General features: G+C 75.2%; 10 protein-coding genes. 7 read left to right on the top strand and 3 right to left on the bottom strand.

All coding sequences use genetic code 11. The features are described 5' to 3' along the window. Positions 1-37: 37 nt before the first annotated feature. From AAH979_RS05375 to nth, 7 genes are all read left to right on the top strand, one after another. Positions 38-253, top strand: a complete 216-nt coding sequence (locus tag AAH979_RS05375) for an MbtH family NRPS accessory protein (protein ID WP_346256898.1) — start codon at positions 38-40, stop codon at positions 251-253. Next, positions 250-1407: a winged helix DNA-binding domain-containing protein gene (locus tag AAH979_RS05370; protein ID WP_346256897.1), complete on the top strand. Its 1158-nt coding sequence runs from the start codon at positions 250-252 to the stop codon at positions 1405-1407. Before AAH979_RS05375 ends, AAH979_RS05370 begins: the two co-directional genes overlap by 4 nt. A gap of 66 nt (positions 1408-1473) precedes the next feature. Continuing rightward, positions 1474-4671 carry an amino acid adenylation domain-containing protein gene (locus AAH979_RS05365; protein ID WP_346256896.1) on the top strand — a complete coding sequence of 1066 codons (3198 nt, stop codon included), beginning with the start codon at positions 1474-1476 and terminating at the stop codon, positions 4669-4671. Next, positions 4668-8624 carry an amino acid adenylation domain-containing protein gene (locus AAH979_RS05360; RefSeq protein ID WP_346256895.1) on the top strand — a complete coding sequence of 1319 codons (3957 nt, stop codon included), beginning with the start codon at positions 4668-4670 and terminating at the stop codon, positions 8622-8624. The genes AAH979_RS05365 and AAH979_RS05360 overlap by 4 nt, the downstream gene beginning before the upstream one ends. Continuing rightward, positions 8625-9347, top strand: coding sequence for an HAD family hydrolase (locus tag AAH979_RS05355; protein WP_346256894.1), 723 nt, complete (start codon positions 8625-8627; stop codon positions 9345-9347). Beyond that, positions 9344-10201, top strand: a complete 858-nt coding sequence (pyrF, locus tag AAH979_RS05350) for an orotidine-5'-phosphate decarboxylase (protein ID WP_346256893.1) — start codon at positions 9344-9346, stop codon at positions 10199-10201. Before AAH979_RS05355 ends, pyrF begins: the two co-directional genes overlap by 4 nt. A 227-nt stretch (positions 10202-10428) precedes the next feature. After that, positions 10429-11181 carry an endonuclease III gene (gene nth / locus AAH979_RS05345; RefSeq protein ID WP_346256892.1) on the top strand — a complete coding sequence of 251 codons (753 nt, stop codon included), beginning with the start codon at positions 10429-10431 and terminating at the stop codon, positions 11179-11181. 52 nt (positions 11182-11233) lie between these two features. Here nth and AAH979_RS05340 read toward each other — a convergent pair whose 3' ends face one another. The 3 genes from AAH979_RS05340 to AAH979_RS05330 are packed head-to-tail and all read right to left on the bottom strand — an operon-like array spanning position 11234 to position 15940. Beyond that, entirely contained in the window at positions 11234-13621 is a 2388-nt protein-coding gene (locus AAH979_RS05340; RefSeq protein ID WP_346256891.1) for an aminotransferase class I/II-fold pyridoxal phosphate-dependent enzyme, read from the bottom strand. 1 nt (position 13622) lies between these two features. Continuing rightward, entirely contained in the window at positions 13623-14660 is a 1038-nt protein-coding gene (hppD, locus tag AAH979_RS05335; protein WP_346256890.1) for a 4-hydroxyphenylpyruvate dioxygenase, read from the bottom strand. Next, positions 14660-15940, bottom strand: coding sequence for a helix-turn-helix transcriptional regulator (locus AAH979_RS05330; protein ID WP_346256889.1), 1281 nt, complete (start codon positions 15938-15940; stop codon positions 14660-14662). The genes hppD and AAH979_RS05330 overlap by 1 nt, the downstream gene beginning before the upstream one ends. Between the last annotated feature and the right edge of the window lie 418 nt (positions 15941-16358).

The following is a 16358-nucleotide window of genomic DNA, read 5'->3' as shown; positions in this document are numbered from 1 at the left end:
CTCTAGTTAACACCCAGGACCGACGGAAGGAGACGACATGACGGCCCCGGAGAACGACGAGCAGTTCACCGTCGTCCGCAACGAGGAGGAGCAGTACTCCGTCTGGTGGCGCGATCGGACGCTACCGGCGGGATGGTTCGACACCGGCTTCACCGGCACCCGCCAGGAATGCCTGGACCACATCGATCGGGTGTGGACCGACATGCGGCCGGCCAGCCTGCGTCGGTTCATGACCGCGAACCAGGCGGCATGACCGGGGCCGAACCCGCTGTCTCGGTCACCTGGGAGCAGGTGCTCGCCTTCCGCCTCGGGCGGCACCTGCTCGCCGGAAAGCCCGGTGATGCGGGACACACCGTCACCGGCGTCGCGTCCCGGCTGTGCGGCCTGCACGCGCAGATCGCCTCCTGCGCCGAGCTCGCGGTCACGGTCCGGTCGGACAAGCTCCGACCGGGTGACGTGGCCGCCGCGGTGACCGACCGCGCGCTGGTCAAGACCTGGGCCATGCGCGGCACGCTGCACCTGTTGCCGGCCGCGGAGATGCCACTGTGGACTGCGGCCGGCCGGATGCGCCGCGGGCACCTGACCCCGTCGTGGCTGCGCTACCAGGGCGTCACCCGGGACGAGCTGGACGCGATCCAGGCGGCGATCCCGGAGGCGCTGTCCGGCGCCGAGCTCACCCGCGAGGAACTGGCCATCGCGGTGTCCGACCGGATCGGCCGGCCCGAGATGGCCGAGCGGCTGCGCTCCGGATGGGGTGACCTGTTCAAGCCGTCCGCGTACCGCGGCGACCTGTGCTTCGGCAGCGGACGCGGGCGCAACGTCACCTTCGTCAATCCGCGGGACTGGGTGGACGCCGAGTGGGACTCGATCGCCCCGGACGCCGCTCTGGCGGAGGTGGTCCGCCGGTTCGTGGCCGCGTACGGGCCGGTGGCCCGGGAGGACTTCGCCCGCTGGTGGGGCTGCCAGCCGGCCCAGGCCGGACGGGCGATGGCCGCGCTCGGCGACGAGCTCACCCCGGTCGACGTGGCAGGGCATCGCGGCTTCGTCCGGGCCGTCGACCTGGAAGAGCTGATGACCGCCGCGCTGCCGCGCGGACCGCACGCCCGGCTGCTCCCCGGCTTCGACCCGTACGTGGTGGCCGCCTGCCCCCGCAACCACGAGGCGCTCCTGCCGCCGGAGCGCAAGGAGGAGATCTACCGGCCGCAGGGCTGGATCTCCGCGGTGCTGCTCGACCGCGGGCGCATCTGCGGGGTCTGGAGGCACGAGCAGAGCCGTGCCGCGGTGACCCTGTCGCTACAGGGCTTCGGCCCGGTCGCGGCCCGTACCCGCAAGGCCTTCGGCGCCCGCGCCGAGTCCCTCGCCCACGCCCTCGGCGGCACCGCCCGCACCGTCTGGGCCGACGCCTAGCGCCAGCAACTCGGCCAGGCGCAGCCCCGCACAGAGCGCCAGATCCACCGACCGCAGGGAGACGCCATGTCCGCACCGACGCTGACCGGCGACCGACGCCGGCTCCTCGCCGAACGCCTGCTCGCCCGGCAGGCCCGCCCGGTACCGCGCCGCGACCCGGCGGCCCCGGCGCCGTTGTCCTTCGCGCAGCAGCGTCTCTGGCTGGCCGACCGGATGGCCGCCCGGCCGGAGCAGTTCTGCGTCCCGCTGGCCGTGCGGCTGAGCGGCCCGGTCGACGCGGACCGGCTCCGGGACGCCTTCCAGTCCGTCGTCGACCGGCACGAGGTGCTGCGGACGCGGTACCGGCCGGGCGCCGACGGGCCGGTGCAGGTGGTGGCGGCCAGGGCCACGGTGGACTTCGCGGTGGACCCGGACCTGGAGCCGGCAACGGCCGCCGAGTACCGCTACGACCTGGCGACCGACCTGCCCCTGCGGGTGCGCCTCATCCCGCGCGGCCCGCACGACGCCGTGCTGGTGCTCACCGTCCACCACATCGCCTCCGACTCGTGGTCGGTCGGCCTGCTCTTCGACGAGGTCCGCGAGGCGTACGCGGCCGGGCTGGCGAACCGGCCGGCCGAGCTGCCCGAGCTGCCGGTCCAGTACGCCGACTACGCCCTGTGGCAGCACGCGCAGGCACGCGGCGACCGCCTGCCGGCGCGGGTCGAGGCGGCCCGGCGGGCGCTGGAGGGCGCTCCGGACAGCCTGGAACTGCCGCACGACCGGCCCCGCCCGGCCACCCGCACCGGGCTGGGCGCCTTCCACCGCACGACACTGCCACCCGGCCTGGCCGCGCAGGTGCACGCCGCCGCCCGGGCCGCGAAGGTCAGCCCGTTCACCCTCCTGCTCGCCCTGTACCGGGTGCTGCTCGGCCGGCACGCCGGGACCGGCGACGTGGTGATCGGCATCCCGGCCGCCGGGCGCGGCCGGCCCGAGATCGACCGGCTGATCGGGTGCTTCCTCAACATGCTGGTGGTGCGCGGCGACATCGGCGACATCGGCGCCGCCGGGACGGTCTCCGAGCTGATCGCCGCCGAGCACCGCCGGGTACTCGCCGCCTTCGAGGCCGAGGTGCCGTTCGAGCGCCTCGTCGAAGCGGTCGCGCCGGCGCGCGGGACCGGCGTGACGCCGCTGTTCCAGACCACCTTCTCGTACCGGCCCGCCGAGCCCGCCCTGGGCGCGCTGGGCCCGGCCGCCGTCACCCCGTACGACCTGCCCGGCGGCGTCGCGCTGTACGACCTCGCCCTGGACCTGACCGGTACCGCCGACGGAGGGATCGCTGCCGTGTGGGCCTTCGACGACGAACTCTTCGACGCCGGCACGGTGGCCGCACTGGCCGGGCGCTTCTCCGGCCTGGTCGCCGCCGCGGTGGCCGCTCCGGCCGGCCTGGTCGCCGACCTGCCCGTACTGACCCCTGTCGAGCACGACGACCTGCTGCGCCGCGGCCGGGCCGGTCTCTGCGGTGAAGACGCCGGCACCGACCTGTGCGCGGCGGTGTGGTCGGCCGGACCTGGCCCGGCGGTGTCCGATGCGTTCGGTGAGCGCGACCACGCGTGGCTCACCGGGTACGCCGACCGCCTCGCCGCCCACCTACAGAGCCTCGGCGTACGGCCCGGCGACCGGGTCGGCGTGCTGGTCGGCCGGCGGGCCGAGCTGCCCGCGGTGCTGCTCGCGGTGGCCCGCACCGGCGCCGCCTGGGTGCCGCTCGACCCCGCGCATCCGGCCGACCGGCTGCGCTACGTGCTGGACGACTGCGGCGCCCGGGCGCTGGTCACCGACGGCGCGCCGGCCGGGCTGGCGGACGGGATCCCGGTGGTCGAGGTGGACGCGGAACGCCCGGACGCCGTCCCGGATCCGGTGCCGCGCTCACCCGAGCGGCCCGCGTACCTGATCTACACGTCCGGGTCGACCGGCCGGCCCAAGGGCGTCGCGGTCCCGCACGCCGCCCTGTCCCGGGTGTTCCGCGCGCTCCGCGCGGTGCTGCGGTTCGGGCGGCACACCCGGTTCGTCGCGGTCAGCACCGTCGCGTTCGACGTCGCTCAGCTCGAACTGCTGCTGCCGCTCACCGCGGGCGGTCACGTCTACGTCGCCGACGCCGTGCAGGCGACCGAGCCCGGCGCGCTGGCCGCCCTGATCGACGGGTGGCGGCCCACCACCGTGCACGCCACGCCGTCGCTGTGGCGCCTGCTGGCGCAGCTCGACTGGCGGCCCGACCCGGGCATCCAGGTGCTCTGCGGCGGCGAGGCGATGCCGGCCACCGTCGCGGCCTGGCTGAGCCAGCACGTCGCCGAGGCGTACAACTCGTACGGCCCGACCGAGGCGACCATCTTCGCCTCGTTGCACCGGCTCGGCGGGGACGCCGCGAACACCCCGATCGGCTGGCCGCTGCCCAGCCACACCATGTACGTGCTGGACGCCCGGCTGCGGCCGGTGCCGCCTGGCGCGCCGGGGGAGCTGGTGATCGGCGGCCCCGCGCTCGCGCACGGCTACCCGCGACTGCCGGCCCGGACCGCGGCCCAGTTCGTGCCCGACCCGTACGGCCCGCCGGGCAGCCGGATGTACCGGACCGGTGACATCGTCCGGGTCGGACCGGACGGGCTGCTGCGCTTTCTCGGCCGCGACGACCACCAGATCAAGGTCCGCGGCTTCCGGATCGAGGCCGCCGAGGTGGAGGCGGCCCTGACCGGGTGCCCTGGCGTCACCGGTGCGGTGGTCACCGCGGGCCGGGACGCCAGCGGCGACGCCCGGCTGATCGGGCACCTGACCGGCGACGTGCCCACTCCCGCCGCGCTGCGCGCGATGCTGCGTGAACGACTGCCCGACTACATGGTCCCGTCGCTGTTCGTGACGCTCGACGCATTCCCGCTCACCCCGACCGGCAAGGTCGACCGGGCCGCCCTGCCCGAACCCGGCCCGGTGACCGGCGACCCGGCGGACCGGCCGCAGGGCCCCACCGAGGAGGTCGTCGCCCGGATCTGGGGCGAGCTGCTCGGCCTGGACACGGTGTCGGCGACAGCGAACTTCTTCGACCTGGGCGGCCACTCGCTGACCCTGGCCCGGCTCGCGTTCGCGCTGGGGTCCGAATTCGGCGTCGAGGTGGCCTTCAACGGCCTGTTCGAGCGGCAGACCGTCACCGAGCAGGCCGCCCTGGTCGAGGAGCTGCTGGTGGCCCAGATCCTGGCGCTCGGCGACGACGAGGCCGACGAGCTGCTGCGGAGGCTGTCATGACGGTCGCCGGCAGCCCGGCCCGGCTCACCCCGGCCCAGCAGGCATTGCTCACCCGGCGGCTGCGGGGCGGCGGTTCCCCCGCCGTCGCCCCGCGTCCCGGCCCGGCCGCGCCCACACCCACCCCGGCTGATGCCCCGCTGTCGTTCGCCCAGGAACGCCTGTGGGTGCACGACCGGCTGCATCCCGACTCGGTCCTGTACGCCACCGGGATCGCGCTCCGGGTCGAGGCGCCGCTCGACCCGGACCTGGTAGCCGAGGCGATGCGCCGGCTGCGCGCCCGGCACGAGGTGCTGCGTACCCGGTTCGTGGAGCGCGACGGAAGCGTCCGGCAGATCGTCACCGACGAGGACCCGCCGCTGCGCATCGACGACCTGCGCGACGTCCCGGAGGCCGAGGTCGAGGCGCGCGTCCAGGAGGTGCTGCGCGACGACTACAGCCGCGGGTACGACCTGAGCACCGGCCCGATGACCCGGGGCCGGCTGATCCGGCTGCCCGGCGACCGTACCGTGCTGTCCTTCGCCACCCACCACATCGCCGCCGACGCCTGGTCGTTCGAGATCGCCCGGACCGAGCTCGGCGACTGCTATGCCGCGCTCGCGGCCGGACGTCGCTACGACCCGCCGCCGCCCGCCCGGCAGTACCGCGACATCGCAGTGGCCGAGCGCCGGGCGTGGCCGCCGGAGCGGCTGCGTGCCGTGGCCGGCGCCCGGGCCGACGCGTTGCGCGACGCCCCCGCCCACCTGGACCTGCCCACCGGGCGGCCACGCGAGAACGGTCGCGGCTCGGGCGACATCCTCGTCGACGGCCCCCTGCCCGCCGCGCTCGTCGAGCCGGCCCGGGCGCTCGCCGCCGAGACGCGCAGCACGTTGCTCGCCCCGATGCTCGCCGCGTACGCCCTGGTCCTGCACCGTTTCAGCGGCAGTGACGACCTGCTGGTCGGGATGCCGACGGCGGGCCGCACCGATCCCGCCGTGGCCGGGCTGATCGGCTTCTTCAGCAACAACGTGATCGTCCGGCTGCGCGTCGACCCCGGCGCCACCATGCGCGACCTCGTGCTCGCCGCCCGGCGCGAGTCGCTGACCGCGCTTGGCCACCAGGACCTTCCGTTCGACCACCTGACCGACGCGCTGCGCGACGGGCGCCCGGCCGGCCGGCTCCCGTTCCACGCCTCGTTCAGCACGTTCCGCACCGAGCCGGCCCGGGAGACGTTCGCCGGCCACCCCGCGTCCACCGTGGACGTCGACGTCGTGCACGAGCCGTTCGACCTGGCTCTCAACGTCGCCGACCAGGGCGGCACCTGCACCGCGATCTGGAGCTGGGACGGCACCCGGTTCGGCCGGGACGCGGTGGCCCGGTTCGCGGCGGCGTACCGGCGCGCCCTCGCCGCCCTGGCCGACCCGGACGGTCCGGTGGCGGACGCCGACCTGCTCGACCCGGCCGAGCGCGAGCGGGCCCTGTACGCCTGGAACGACACGGCGGCCGGCCGCGAGCCGGAGTTCCGGGTGCACGCCCTGGTCGAGGCGCGGGCCGCCGCCGACCCGGACGGGGTCGCCGTGCGCTGGACCGGCGGCGCCCTGACCTACGGCGGCCTGGACCGCCGGGCCAACCGCCTGGCCCGGGCCCTCGCCTCCCGCGGCGCCGGACCCGGCACCTGCGTAGGGGTCGCCCTGCCGCGCGGGCCGGAACGCGTCGTGGCGCTGCTCGCCGTGCTGAAATCCGGCGCCGCGGTGCTCGCCGTCGACCCGCTCGCCCCGGCGGAGCGCCGGGTCCGGCAGATCGCCGACGCCGGCGCCCTGTGCACGCTCAGCACGGCCGCGGAGACCGAGACCGACCCGGACGTCCCGGACACCCCGCTCGACGTCGCGCTGCACCCGCAGTCGGCGGCGTACCTCATCTCGACCTCCGGCTCGACCGGCGTCCCCAAGGCCGTCGTCAACACCCACGCCGGGTTCAGCAGCCAGCTCCGCACCGCGGCTGGCCTGCTCCGGTTGGGTCCCGGCGACCGGATCCTGCACCAGGCGGCCGGCGGGTTCGACGTCGCGCTGGAGGAGGTATTCCTCGCGCTGACCAGCGGCGCCACGGTCGTCCCGGCCCCGGACGGCGCCGATCCGGGCGGGCTCCTGGACACCATGGCCACGCACCGGGTGACCGTGCTGAACATCGTGCCGTCGGTGCTGCGCGGACTGCTCGACCAGGCCGACCTCGGCGGCTGGGCGGCGGTGCGGACCGTGGTGGTCGGCGCCGAAGCGCTCCCACGGCAACTCGTCCGGCGCTGTCACACCCGGCTCGGCGTGCCGTTGCTCAACTCGTACGGGCCGTCCGAGGCGGCGGTCGCGGTGACGTTCCACCGGATCCCGGCGGACGCCACGACCGTCTGCATCGGACGGCCGATCGCCAACACGACGATGTACCTGCTGGATGCCCGGATGCGTCCGGTCCCGCCCGGCGCGGTGGGCGAGCTGTATCTCGGCGGCGTGCAGTTGGCCCGCGGCTACCACGGCCGGCCCGGCTTGACCGCGGGCCGGTTCGTCCCGGACCCGTACGGCCCGGCCGGCGCACGGCTGTACCGCACCGGCGACCTGGGCCGGCAGCACGAGGACGGCGCGGTGGAGTTCATCGGCCGCGTCGACGACCAGATCAAGATCCGCGGGTACCGGGTCGAACCCGGGGAGGTGGAGGCGGTGCTGGCCGGCTGCCCCGGCGTTACCGGTGCGGCGGTCGTCGCCGTGCCCCGCGGTGGCACCCACTACCTGGCCGGCTTCCTGCTCGGCGACGCCGACCCGGACGACGTCCGCGCGTACTGCCGGGGCCGCCTGCCCGGTCCGATGATCCCGGACCGGCTGATCCCGGTGCCGGCGTTCCCGGTCACCCGGAACGGCAAGGTCGACCGGGCGGCCCTGCGCCGCCGGGCCGCCGCCGCACCCGAGCCGGCGGTCGTGGCGGGCCGGCCACCGCGCGACGCCACCGAGGAGACACTGGCCCGGATCTGGGCGGCCGCGCTCGGCCGGGAGACCGTGGGCGTGCACGACGACTTCTTCGACCTCGGCGGCAACTCGCTGTTGGCGATCCGGGTGACCACCGGGGCCCGCGAGATCGGCTACGACCTGCCGCCCGCCGCGCTGTTCGAGACCCCCACCGTCGCCGCGCTGGCCGCCCGGCTCCGATCCGGCTCGGACCGGTCCGCGAGCCGCACCAGCCTGGTGACGTTGCGGCGGGAGGGTACGGGTGCGCCGATCGTGCTGGTGCACCCGGTCGGTGGCTCGGTCTTCGGCTATCGCGAACTCACCGCGCACCTCGCCGGGCATCCGGTGCACGCCCTGGCCAGCGCGCCCGGCCCGGTGCCGGACGTCGGCGGGATGGCGGACCGGTACCTCGCCGAGCTGATCGCCTTCGGCCCGGAGGCGCCCGGCGTACTCGCCGGCTGGTCGATGGGGGGCGTGGTCGCGCTGGAGCTGGCCCGCCGGATGCGCGAGCGTACCGGGACCACCCTGCCGGTGGTCGCGATCGACTCCGGCCTGCCGGACGAGCTGGGCGCACCGGACGGCCCGTACTCGACCCTGCAGTCCTTCGTGTACGACCTCGCCCGCCTGCTCGGCGCCGAACCGCCGGCCCTGCCCCCGGACGCCGACGACCGGCCGGTCGACGAGGTGCTGGCGGGGGTGCTGCGCGACCTGCCGGACACCGGGCTGACCACGGACGTGCTCGCCGAGCGGTGGGCAACCTTCGCCGGCAATGAGCGCGCCCTGCGCGCCTTCCGGCCGCGTCCCCACCCCGGCCCGGTGCACCTGGTGGTGGCCGGTGACCACCGGCCCGACCTGGACCGGTGGCGCGCGCTCTCCGAATCCCTGCACGTGTCCCGCGCGGGCGCCGACCACTACGACGTCGTGTCCGGCCCGGGCGCCGTGCTCACCGCCCGGCTGATCCGGGCCGTGGCGGCGGGTCGGGAGCGGTAGATGCGCGCGGTCCTGTTCGACGTGGACGACACGCTCCTCGACTTCCGCGGCGCGGACGCGGAGGGCTTCGGCCGCCATCTCGCCGACCTGCGGCCCGGTCTCGACCCGGCGGAGACCGCGGTGGCGCGGGAACGCTGGCGGTTCTGGGGCGCACACTTCTTCGCCCGGTTCACCGGAGGTGACCTGACCTTCCTGGAGCAGCGTCGCCGCCGCGCCCGCGCGGTCTGCGCCGATCTGGGTCTCCCGCTCGCCGCCGGACCGGACGCGGCCGACGCCTGGTTCGCCGGGTACCTGCGGCACTGCGAGCGGGCGTTGCGCGCGTTCCCGGATGCCGGGCCGGCGCTCGACGCCCTGCGCGCCGCCGGCATCCGGGTCGGCGCGGTCAGCAACAGTGGCCACGCCAACCAGGACCGCCGGCTGCGTCTCGTCGGCCTGCGCGACCGGCTGCAGGCGATGGTGTGCGTGGACGACGCGGGCGGGATCGGCAAGCCCGATCCGGGAATCTTCCGGGCCGGCTGCGCGGCGCTGGGCGTGGCGCCCGCCGAGGCCGCGTACGTCGGCGACCACCTCGACCACGACGCCCGCGCGGCCACCGCCGCCGGGTTGACCGGCTACTGGCTGGACCGCGCGGCCACCGGCACCGAACCGGGCCCGCCGGTGGTGACCGGCCTGGCCGAACTCGTCCCGCTGTTCGTACCCGCCCCCGAAGGAGCCTGCCCGTGACAACGCCGTTCGCCCATCGCTGGGCCCGCCTCGCCGCCGACCGCGGCCCGCTCTGCCTCGGTGTGGCCCCGTCACACAAGTGGCTGCGGGCCTGGGATCTGTCCCCGCACCTGACCGGCGCCCGCGCCTACTGCCGGATCGTGCTCGACGCGGCGGGCGACCGGATCGGCGCCGTGAAGGTACAGACCCCGTTCTTCGAGCGACACGGTCCCGCCGGTCTGGAGCTGCTGCGCGAGTTCACCGACGCCGCCCACGACCGCGGCATGCTCGTCCTGGCCGACGCCAAGCGCGGCGACGCCGACGACACCATGGTGGACCTGGCCGCGACCTTCCTGGGACCGGACAGCGTGCTGCGGGCGGACGCGGTGAGCGCTGCCGCGTTCATGGGGTTCGGCACCCTGGCGCCGCTGCTGCGCCACGCGCACCGCACCGGTACGGCGGTGTTCGTCCTGGTACGGACCTCCAACCACGGCGCGACCGAGGCGCAGACCGCGGTGCTGCCGGACGGGCGGACCGTCGCCCAGCACCTTGCCGACGCGGTGGCCGCGGCCAACGACGGGTACGGCGACGCCGGCCCGGCCGCGGCGGTGGTCGGCGCCCGCGCCCCCGAGTCCGCCGACCTGCTGGGACGGCTGCGCGACGCGGTGGTTGAGGTGCCCGGGCTGGGGCGGGCCGACCGCGACCCGGACGAGGTCGTCGGGCCGTGCCGGTTGCTCGGGCCGGGACGGGCCATGCTGACGGTCACCACCGGGGTACTGCGGCACGGCCCGGACCCGGCGGCGCTGCGCCGTTCCCTGTCCGCCTGGCAGGCCGAGGTGGCCGCGCGGCGCAGTGCCGTGGAGGTGCCGGCATGACCGAGCGGAGCGAGGGCATCAGCCGGCCCAGGCTTAAAGGTCATGACGTCGACGAGCGGAGCGAGGAGGGGGCATGACCGAGCGGAGCGAGGGCATCAGCCGGCCCAGGCTTAAAGGTCATGACGCCGACGAGCGGAGCGAGGAGGGGGCGTGACCGAGCGGAGCGAGGGCATCAGCCGGCCCAGGCTCGAAGGTCATGACGCCGACGAGCGGAGCGAGGAGGGGGCATGACCAGCGCCGTCCTGGTCCGGCCGGAACGTGAGGGCGGGCCGTCGAAGCACTTCACCGCCCGGCCGGGGGAGACCCGCCTGGGTCTGGTCCGGCGGGCCCGGCAGATCCACCGGATCCTCGCCGAGCGGCACGCCGGCGCCCGCCTGCAACTGCGCTGGGACGACCCGTTCCAGCTACTGGTGGCCGGGGTGCTGGCCGCGCAGACCACCGACGAACGGGTCAACTCGGTGACGCCGGAACTGTTCGCGGCGTACCCGGACGCGGCCGCACTGGCCGGAGCCGACCCGGCCGACCTGGAGGAGATGCTGCGCCCGGTCGGCTACTACCGGCTCAAGACCGAAGCCGTGCAGAAGGTCGCCCGGCGGCTGGTGTCGGAGCACCTGGGCCGGGTGCCCCGGACCCTGGACGCCCTGGTCGCCATCCCGTGGGTCGGCCGCAAGACGGCGAACATGGTGCTGGCCAACGCGTACGGGCGACCCGCGCTCACCGTGGACACCCACGTGGGCCGGCTGTCCGCGCGCTGGGGATGGACCGACGCCTGGGATCCGGCCGACGTGGAGGCGGAGGTCACCGCGCTGTTCCCGCGCCGGGACTGGGCGCCGCTGGCCGACCGGGCAACCGCGCACGGCCGGCGGATCTGCCATTCCCGCAAGCCCGCCTGCGGCGCCTGCCCGCTCGCCGCGCTGTGCCCGTCGTACGGCGTCGGCGAGACCGACCCGGAGCGCGCGGCGGGTATGGTCAAATCCTGACGCCGTGGTCCGCCGCCGGCCCGGAAAGGGACCCGGGGCGGCGGCGGACGCGTCAGCTCTGGTGATGGTCCCGGATCATCCGGGCGAGCCGCCGGATCCCGTCGCGGGCTCGGGCCGGGTCCAGCGCGGAGCACGACAGTCGGATCTCGTCGCGACCGCCGCCGTCCAGGGTGAAGAACGCCATCGGGGTCCAGATCACCCCGTACTCCGTGGCACTGCGCCGCAGCGCCGCCTCGTCCGCCCGGAACGGGACCCGCAGCCGCAGGAAGAAGCCCCCGTCGGGGACGTTCCACCCGACACCGAGCCGCTCGCGCTCGCCGGCCGGGAAGCACTCGTCCAGCGTCCGGAGCACCTCGTCCAGGGTCTGCCGGTAGTGCGCGGCGGCGGTCGCGGTGGCCTTGTCGAGGCGGAAGTCGTGCCGCAGCAGGAACCCGCCGAGCGCCGCCTGGGTCAGGCCGGGGGCGTTGCAGGTGACCATGCTGCGGACCTTGGCGATCTCGTCGGCGAGCATCGTGCGGCGCCCGTCCGGGTGGCGCACGGTCTGGTCGGCGACCAGGTAACCGACCCGCAGTCCGGGATAGGCGGTCTTGGCGAACGAGCCGATCTGCACCACGCGCCGGCCGGTGTCGAGCGACTTCAGCGACGGCATCGGGTCCGGCCCGGCGAACACCCGGTAGGGGCTGTCCTCGAGGATCAGGAAGTCGTGCCGCCGGGCCGCGGACAGTAGGGCGACCCGGTCCGCCCGGCTCAGCGTGGCGCCGGACGGGTTGGCCGTGTCCGGGACGACGTAGCAGGCCCGTACCCGGCGTCCGGCCGTCCGCTCGGCCCGGACCACGCGGTCGAGTTCGCCGAGGTCGATCCCGTCCGTGGTCTCGCGAACCGGCCGGACGGTCAGGTCGAGCAGCCGCGCCGCCCCGGAGACGCCGACGTAGCAGGACGCTGGCACCACCAGCACGTCGTCCCGCGCGGCGAACAGCGTCCGGAGCGCGAGCAGCAGCGCCTCCTGCGCGCCGACGCTGACCACGATGGACTCCGGCGGCACGTGGACGTCCTCGGACGACGCAAGCAGCCGGGCGATCAGATCGCCGACGAGGCCGCTGGTCGGGCCGTACTGCAGCAGGCTCCGCTGCACCGCACCCGGGTCGTCGCCGGCGGACCGGTGCGCGACGTACGAGCGGATGTCGGCCAGTACGTCGTCGAGGGAGAAGTCGGCGTCGTACGGCCGTCCGGGCGCGAACGAGATCGCGTCCGGGTACCGTTCGGTCACCTCGTTGAGGAAGGTCATCGTGTCGAGCAGCGGGTCGGTGACGCTGCCGTGCAGAAGGCCGGCGTCCAGGTCGCCGGCGTCCAGGTCGCCCGGGCCGCTGCGGTGGCGGGCGACGCCGGAGCCGTCGGCGAGCAGGGACTGGTCGACATCGTCGCGGTCCCGGCACCCGGCGAGCAGCAGGGCGTCGGCGTACTCCTCGGTGAGCCCGGCCAGTGCCTGCTGCACCCCGGACGCGCCGCCGACGGCGAGCGCGTGCAGGACCGGCCGACCGACGAAGGTCGCGGTCGCGCCCCGGGCCAGCGCGGCCAGGACGTCGGCGCCGCCGCGGACGCCGCCGTCGACGAAGACGGGTACGTCCACCGCCGCCGCGACGTCGGCGACAGCGTCCACCGCCGCGATCGCCCCGTCCAGCTGCCGCCCACCGTGGTTGGACACCAGGACACCGGCCGCGCCGGACTCCACCGCCCGAGCCGCGTCGTCGCCGCGCAGCACGCCCTTCACCACCACCGGCAGCCGGGTACGCGACACCAGCCAGGCCACGTACTCCGGGCCGATCGCCGGCTCGAAGGCTGCCGCGGTGTGCGCCGCCGGATCGGACGGGTCGGCCGCCACCCCGTACGGCGCCAGGTTGGCCGGGGCCAGGCCGGGCGGCAGCCGGAAGCCGGACCGCCTGTCCCGGCGGCGGTCGCCCAGCCGCGGCGCGTCCACGGTGAGCACGATCGCCTCGACGCCGGCCGCTTCCGCGCGCGCCAGCAGGTCGGCGGTGACGGACCGGTCCCGCAGCGGATAGAGCTGCAGCCACAGTGGACTCCGGGCCGCTGCGGCCAGGTCCTCGAGCGGGTGACCGGAGAGCATCGGGGCGATCACCGGCAGCCCGGCCGCGCCGGCCCCGGCCACCGTCGCCGGCTCGCCGCCCGGATGAGCCAGACCGTGGTAGGCCATCGGTGCGACCCCGACCGGCGCGGACCAGCGCCGGCCGAACACCAGGACCGCGGGGTCGGCGGCGGCGATCCCGCGCAGCATCCGGGGACGCAGCCGGATCGCCTCGAACGCCGTCCGGTTCGCCGCCAGGGTGCGCTCGTCACCCGATCCGCCGGCGACGAAGTCCCAGGCCGCCGGGTCGAACAGCGGCTGCGCCCGGGCGGCCAAGGCGGCCATTCCCAGGTACGTCATGTCAGGCCCGGCCCGATCCGGTGAGCGACTCGGCGCGCAGCCGCTCGACTGCCTCGTACAGCGCTCGGATGTTGTTCGAGCCGAAGCCGCGGGCGTCGTGCCGTTGGATCAGCTCGTAGAACAGCGTCGGCCGCGAGTGCGGCGGGCGGGTGAAGATCTGCAGCAGGTATCCCCACTCGTCGCGGTCGGCCAGCACGCTGGTCTCGCGCAGGTCGCCGAGCTGCTCGTCGAGGTGCCCGACCCGGGCCTGCAGGGTGTCGTAGTAGGAGCCCGGCGTCCGCGCGAAGCCCACCCCGCGGGACGACAGCTCGCGCACCGCCGCCACGATGTCCGACACCGTGAAGGCGAGGTGCTGCACGCCCGGCCCGTTGTTGCCGCGCAGGAAGTCGTCGATCTGCCCGGGCTCGTGGGTGGGGTCAGGCTCGATCATGGTGAACGTCGCGCCGTCACCGGTACGGACCACGATCGAGTCCATCGCCTGCGCGCCGACCTCGATGTACTCGCCGGAGAACCACTCGAACCCGAACGCGCGCTCGTAGTGCTCGACGGTGTCGCGCAGGGTGCCGGCGGTCAGGCACACGGCGACGTGGTCCAGATCCAGGTCGGCGCCGGCCGGCGGGACCGGGCCGAGCCGGTACCATCCGGCGCCCGGCAGCCAGCCGGGATCGGTGACCGAGGTGGGCAGCAGGGTGTGGCGGACCGCGCCGAAGCCCTCGACGGCCGGCGCGCCCAGCGTCCCGGCCGGGAACGCCCGCGCTCCGGCGGCGATCGCACGCCGCATCATCTCGGCGGGGTCGTCACAGGTGAACGCGAGATCGGCGATGCCGTCACCGTGCCCGTCCAGGTAGTCGCGGACCGGACCGGCGCCGCGCGGCGCCGTGACCACGATGTTCACCCCGCCGCGCAGCAGGGTCGAGGTCCGGTCCGGCCGCTCGGCCCGGGCCACCGGGGTGAACCCGAAGGCCGAGACGAAGTAGCCGAGCGCGGCGTCCGCGTCCTCGGTCATCAGCTCCACATGGCTGATCGTGCGTACGGTCATCAGGGTTCTCCCTCCGGTCGGCGGGCCGGCTCGTCCGGCGCGCGCAAGCGATCGATGTCCCGCCAGATCTGCACCGCCATCCGGTAGGAGTGCAGGTCCTCGGCGAGGAGCGCGAGTTCGCGCAGGTCCCGGACGGCCTCGGCGCGCTGCCCGGCCAAGGCGAGCGCCCGGGCCCGGGTGACGCGGGTGCGCACCGTGTCCAGATGCGGCAGTCCGCCAGGGTCGGTCAGGATGAGCTCGGTGGTGCGCAGGCAGCGCGCGCTGAGCCCGGCCGCCAGTTCGTACCGGGCCCGCAGCAGGAGCACCCGGCGCCGCTCGGCGGGCAGTGCGAGCAGGCGTGCGGCGGTCTCGGCGTTCTGCAGCCAGTTGCCGACGTCGGCGAGATCCCCGCCGGTGTCGAGCAGGACCGAGGTGGAGGTCCGGCACAGCCGTATCCACTCGTGCAGCGGGAGCGTGGGCAGTACCGGCGTGCGGTGGGCGCGGTCCAGGTGGTCGCGGGCCTGCTCCGGGAAACCCATCCGGGCGAGCGCCAGCGCGGCGGCCTCGTGGGCCCGGCCGATCACCGCGGAGCGGCCGGTGGCTCGGGCGACCCGCAGCAACGTGTCGATCGCGGTTCGCGCCGGTTCGGTCTCCAGCTGTTCGACGAGGATGGCGATGAGGACGGCGAGCACCTCGACGTGAGTGGCGGTGTGCGCCAGCGGCGTGTCGCCGACCCGCTCCGCGGCGGCGGTGGCCAGCTCGCGCGCGCGACCGAGATCGCCGCGGGCGAGCAGTTCGGCCGCCCGGTCCGCCTCGACCATGGTGTGCAGCCACGGGTGCCGGCCGATCTGCGGCAGGGCGGCCAGCTCGTCCAGCAACTCGATCCGGGCCGTCCCGTCGTCCAGCGCGGCGAGGATGCGCTGTCGGCGCATCCCGGACGCGGCGGCGAGGTGGAAGTCGCCGGCCGCCCGGGCCGCTCGCCAGGTGACCGCGAGGGCCGCCGAGGCGGCCGCGTAGTCCTCGGCGTCCTCCGGGTGTGGGCTCAGCACCTCGTCGAGAAGGGACGTGTCCGGGGATGGAGCTCCGGCGTCGGCCGACGGTTCGCCGAGCAGATCGCTCACGCTCACGTCGAGCGCGGCGGCCAGGTTGCGGAGCACGTCCGGAGTGGCTCGGCGCCGTCCCGCCTCGAGCCGTGAGACGTAGCTCGGCGTGACGAAGTCGCCGGCCAGCTCGCGCTGCGTGAGACCCTTCGACTCCCGCAGCGTCCGCAGCCGCCGCCCGAACTCCGCCCGTCGATCCACCCTCGCACCCACCTCATCAACTGGAGTTAGGTTACTACTGTAACGGCTCCCTGACTCCAGTCAACCGTACGGATGAGGAGCGATCTGCGGCGGCCGATCGGCGTCCCGGCGTTTGCGAAAGTTCGTGACAGGGCCTTGCCTCGACGTGACGGTCTTGCATACCGTAGTCATCACCTAGTTAACTCAAGTCAAGTCCAAGTCACGTCGGGTACATCTCCCGAAAGGGTCACCTCTCATGCCACAGCTCACCAAGGCGCTGCGCCTGGTCCTCGCCGCCGAATTGTTCGCCAGCGTGGCCGCCACCGCTGCCACCGCAGCGGCTGCTCCGGCCTGACGCGACATGGTGGCCGGTGAACGCCGGTCAATGACGTCTGAATGCCGCTACGAACGCCGAGCCGGCTGGCAGACCCGGGATGGG

Source organism: Plantactinospora sp. ZYX-F-223, from assembly GCF_039649625.1.
Classification (GTDB): domain Bacteria; phylum Actinomycetota; class Actinomycetes; order Mycobacteriales; family Micromonosporaceae; genus Plantactinospora.
This window is presented reverse-complemented; position numbering and strand designations above follow the sequence as displayed.

What these genes read in the sequence shown, in the direction of transcription:
- nth (WP_346256892.1), top strand. Translation starts at nt 10,429, where the DNA reads ATGACCAGCGCCGTCCTGGTCCGGCCGGAACGTGAGGGCGGGCCGTCG.
- AAH979_RS05360 (WP_346256895.1), top strand. Translation starts at nt 4,668, where the DNA reads ATGACGGTCGCCGGCAGCCCGGCCCGGCTCACCCCGGCCCAGCAGGCA.
- AAH979_RS05375 (WP_346256898.1), top strand. Translation starts at nt 38, where the DNA reads ATGACGGCCCCGGAGAACGACGAGCAGTTCACCGTCGTCCGCAACGAG.
- AAH979_RS05340 (WP_346256891.1), bottom strand. Translation starts at nt 13,621, where the DNA reads ATGACGTACCTGGGAATGGCCGCCTTGGCCGCCCGGGCGCAGCCGCTG.
- AAH979_RS05365 (WP_346256896.1), top strand. Translation starts at nt 1,474, where the DNA reads ATGTCCGCACCGACGCTGACCGGCGACCGACGCCGGCTCCTCGCCGAA.
- AAH979_RS05370 (WP_346256897.1), top strand. Translation starts at nt 250, where the DNA reads ATGACCGGGGCCGAACCCGCTGTCTCGGTCACCTGGGAGCAGGTGCTC.
- AAH979_RS05355 (WP_346256894.1), top strand. Translation starts at nt 8,625, where the DNA reads ATGCGCGCGGTCCTGTTCGACGTGGACGACACGCTCCTCGACTTCCGC.
- hppD (WP_346256890.1), bottom strand. Translation starts at nt 14,660, where the DNA reads ATGACCGTACGCACGATCAGCCATGTGGAGCTGATGACCGAGGACGCG.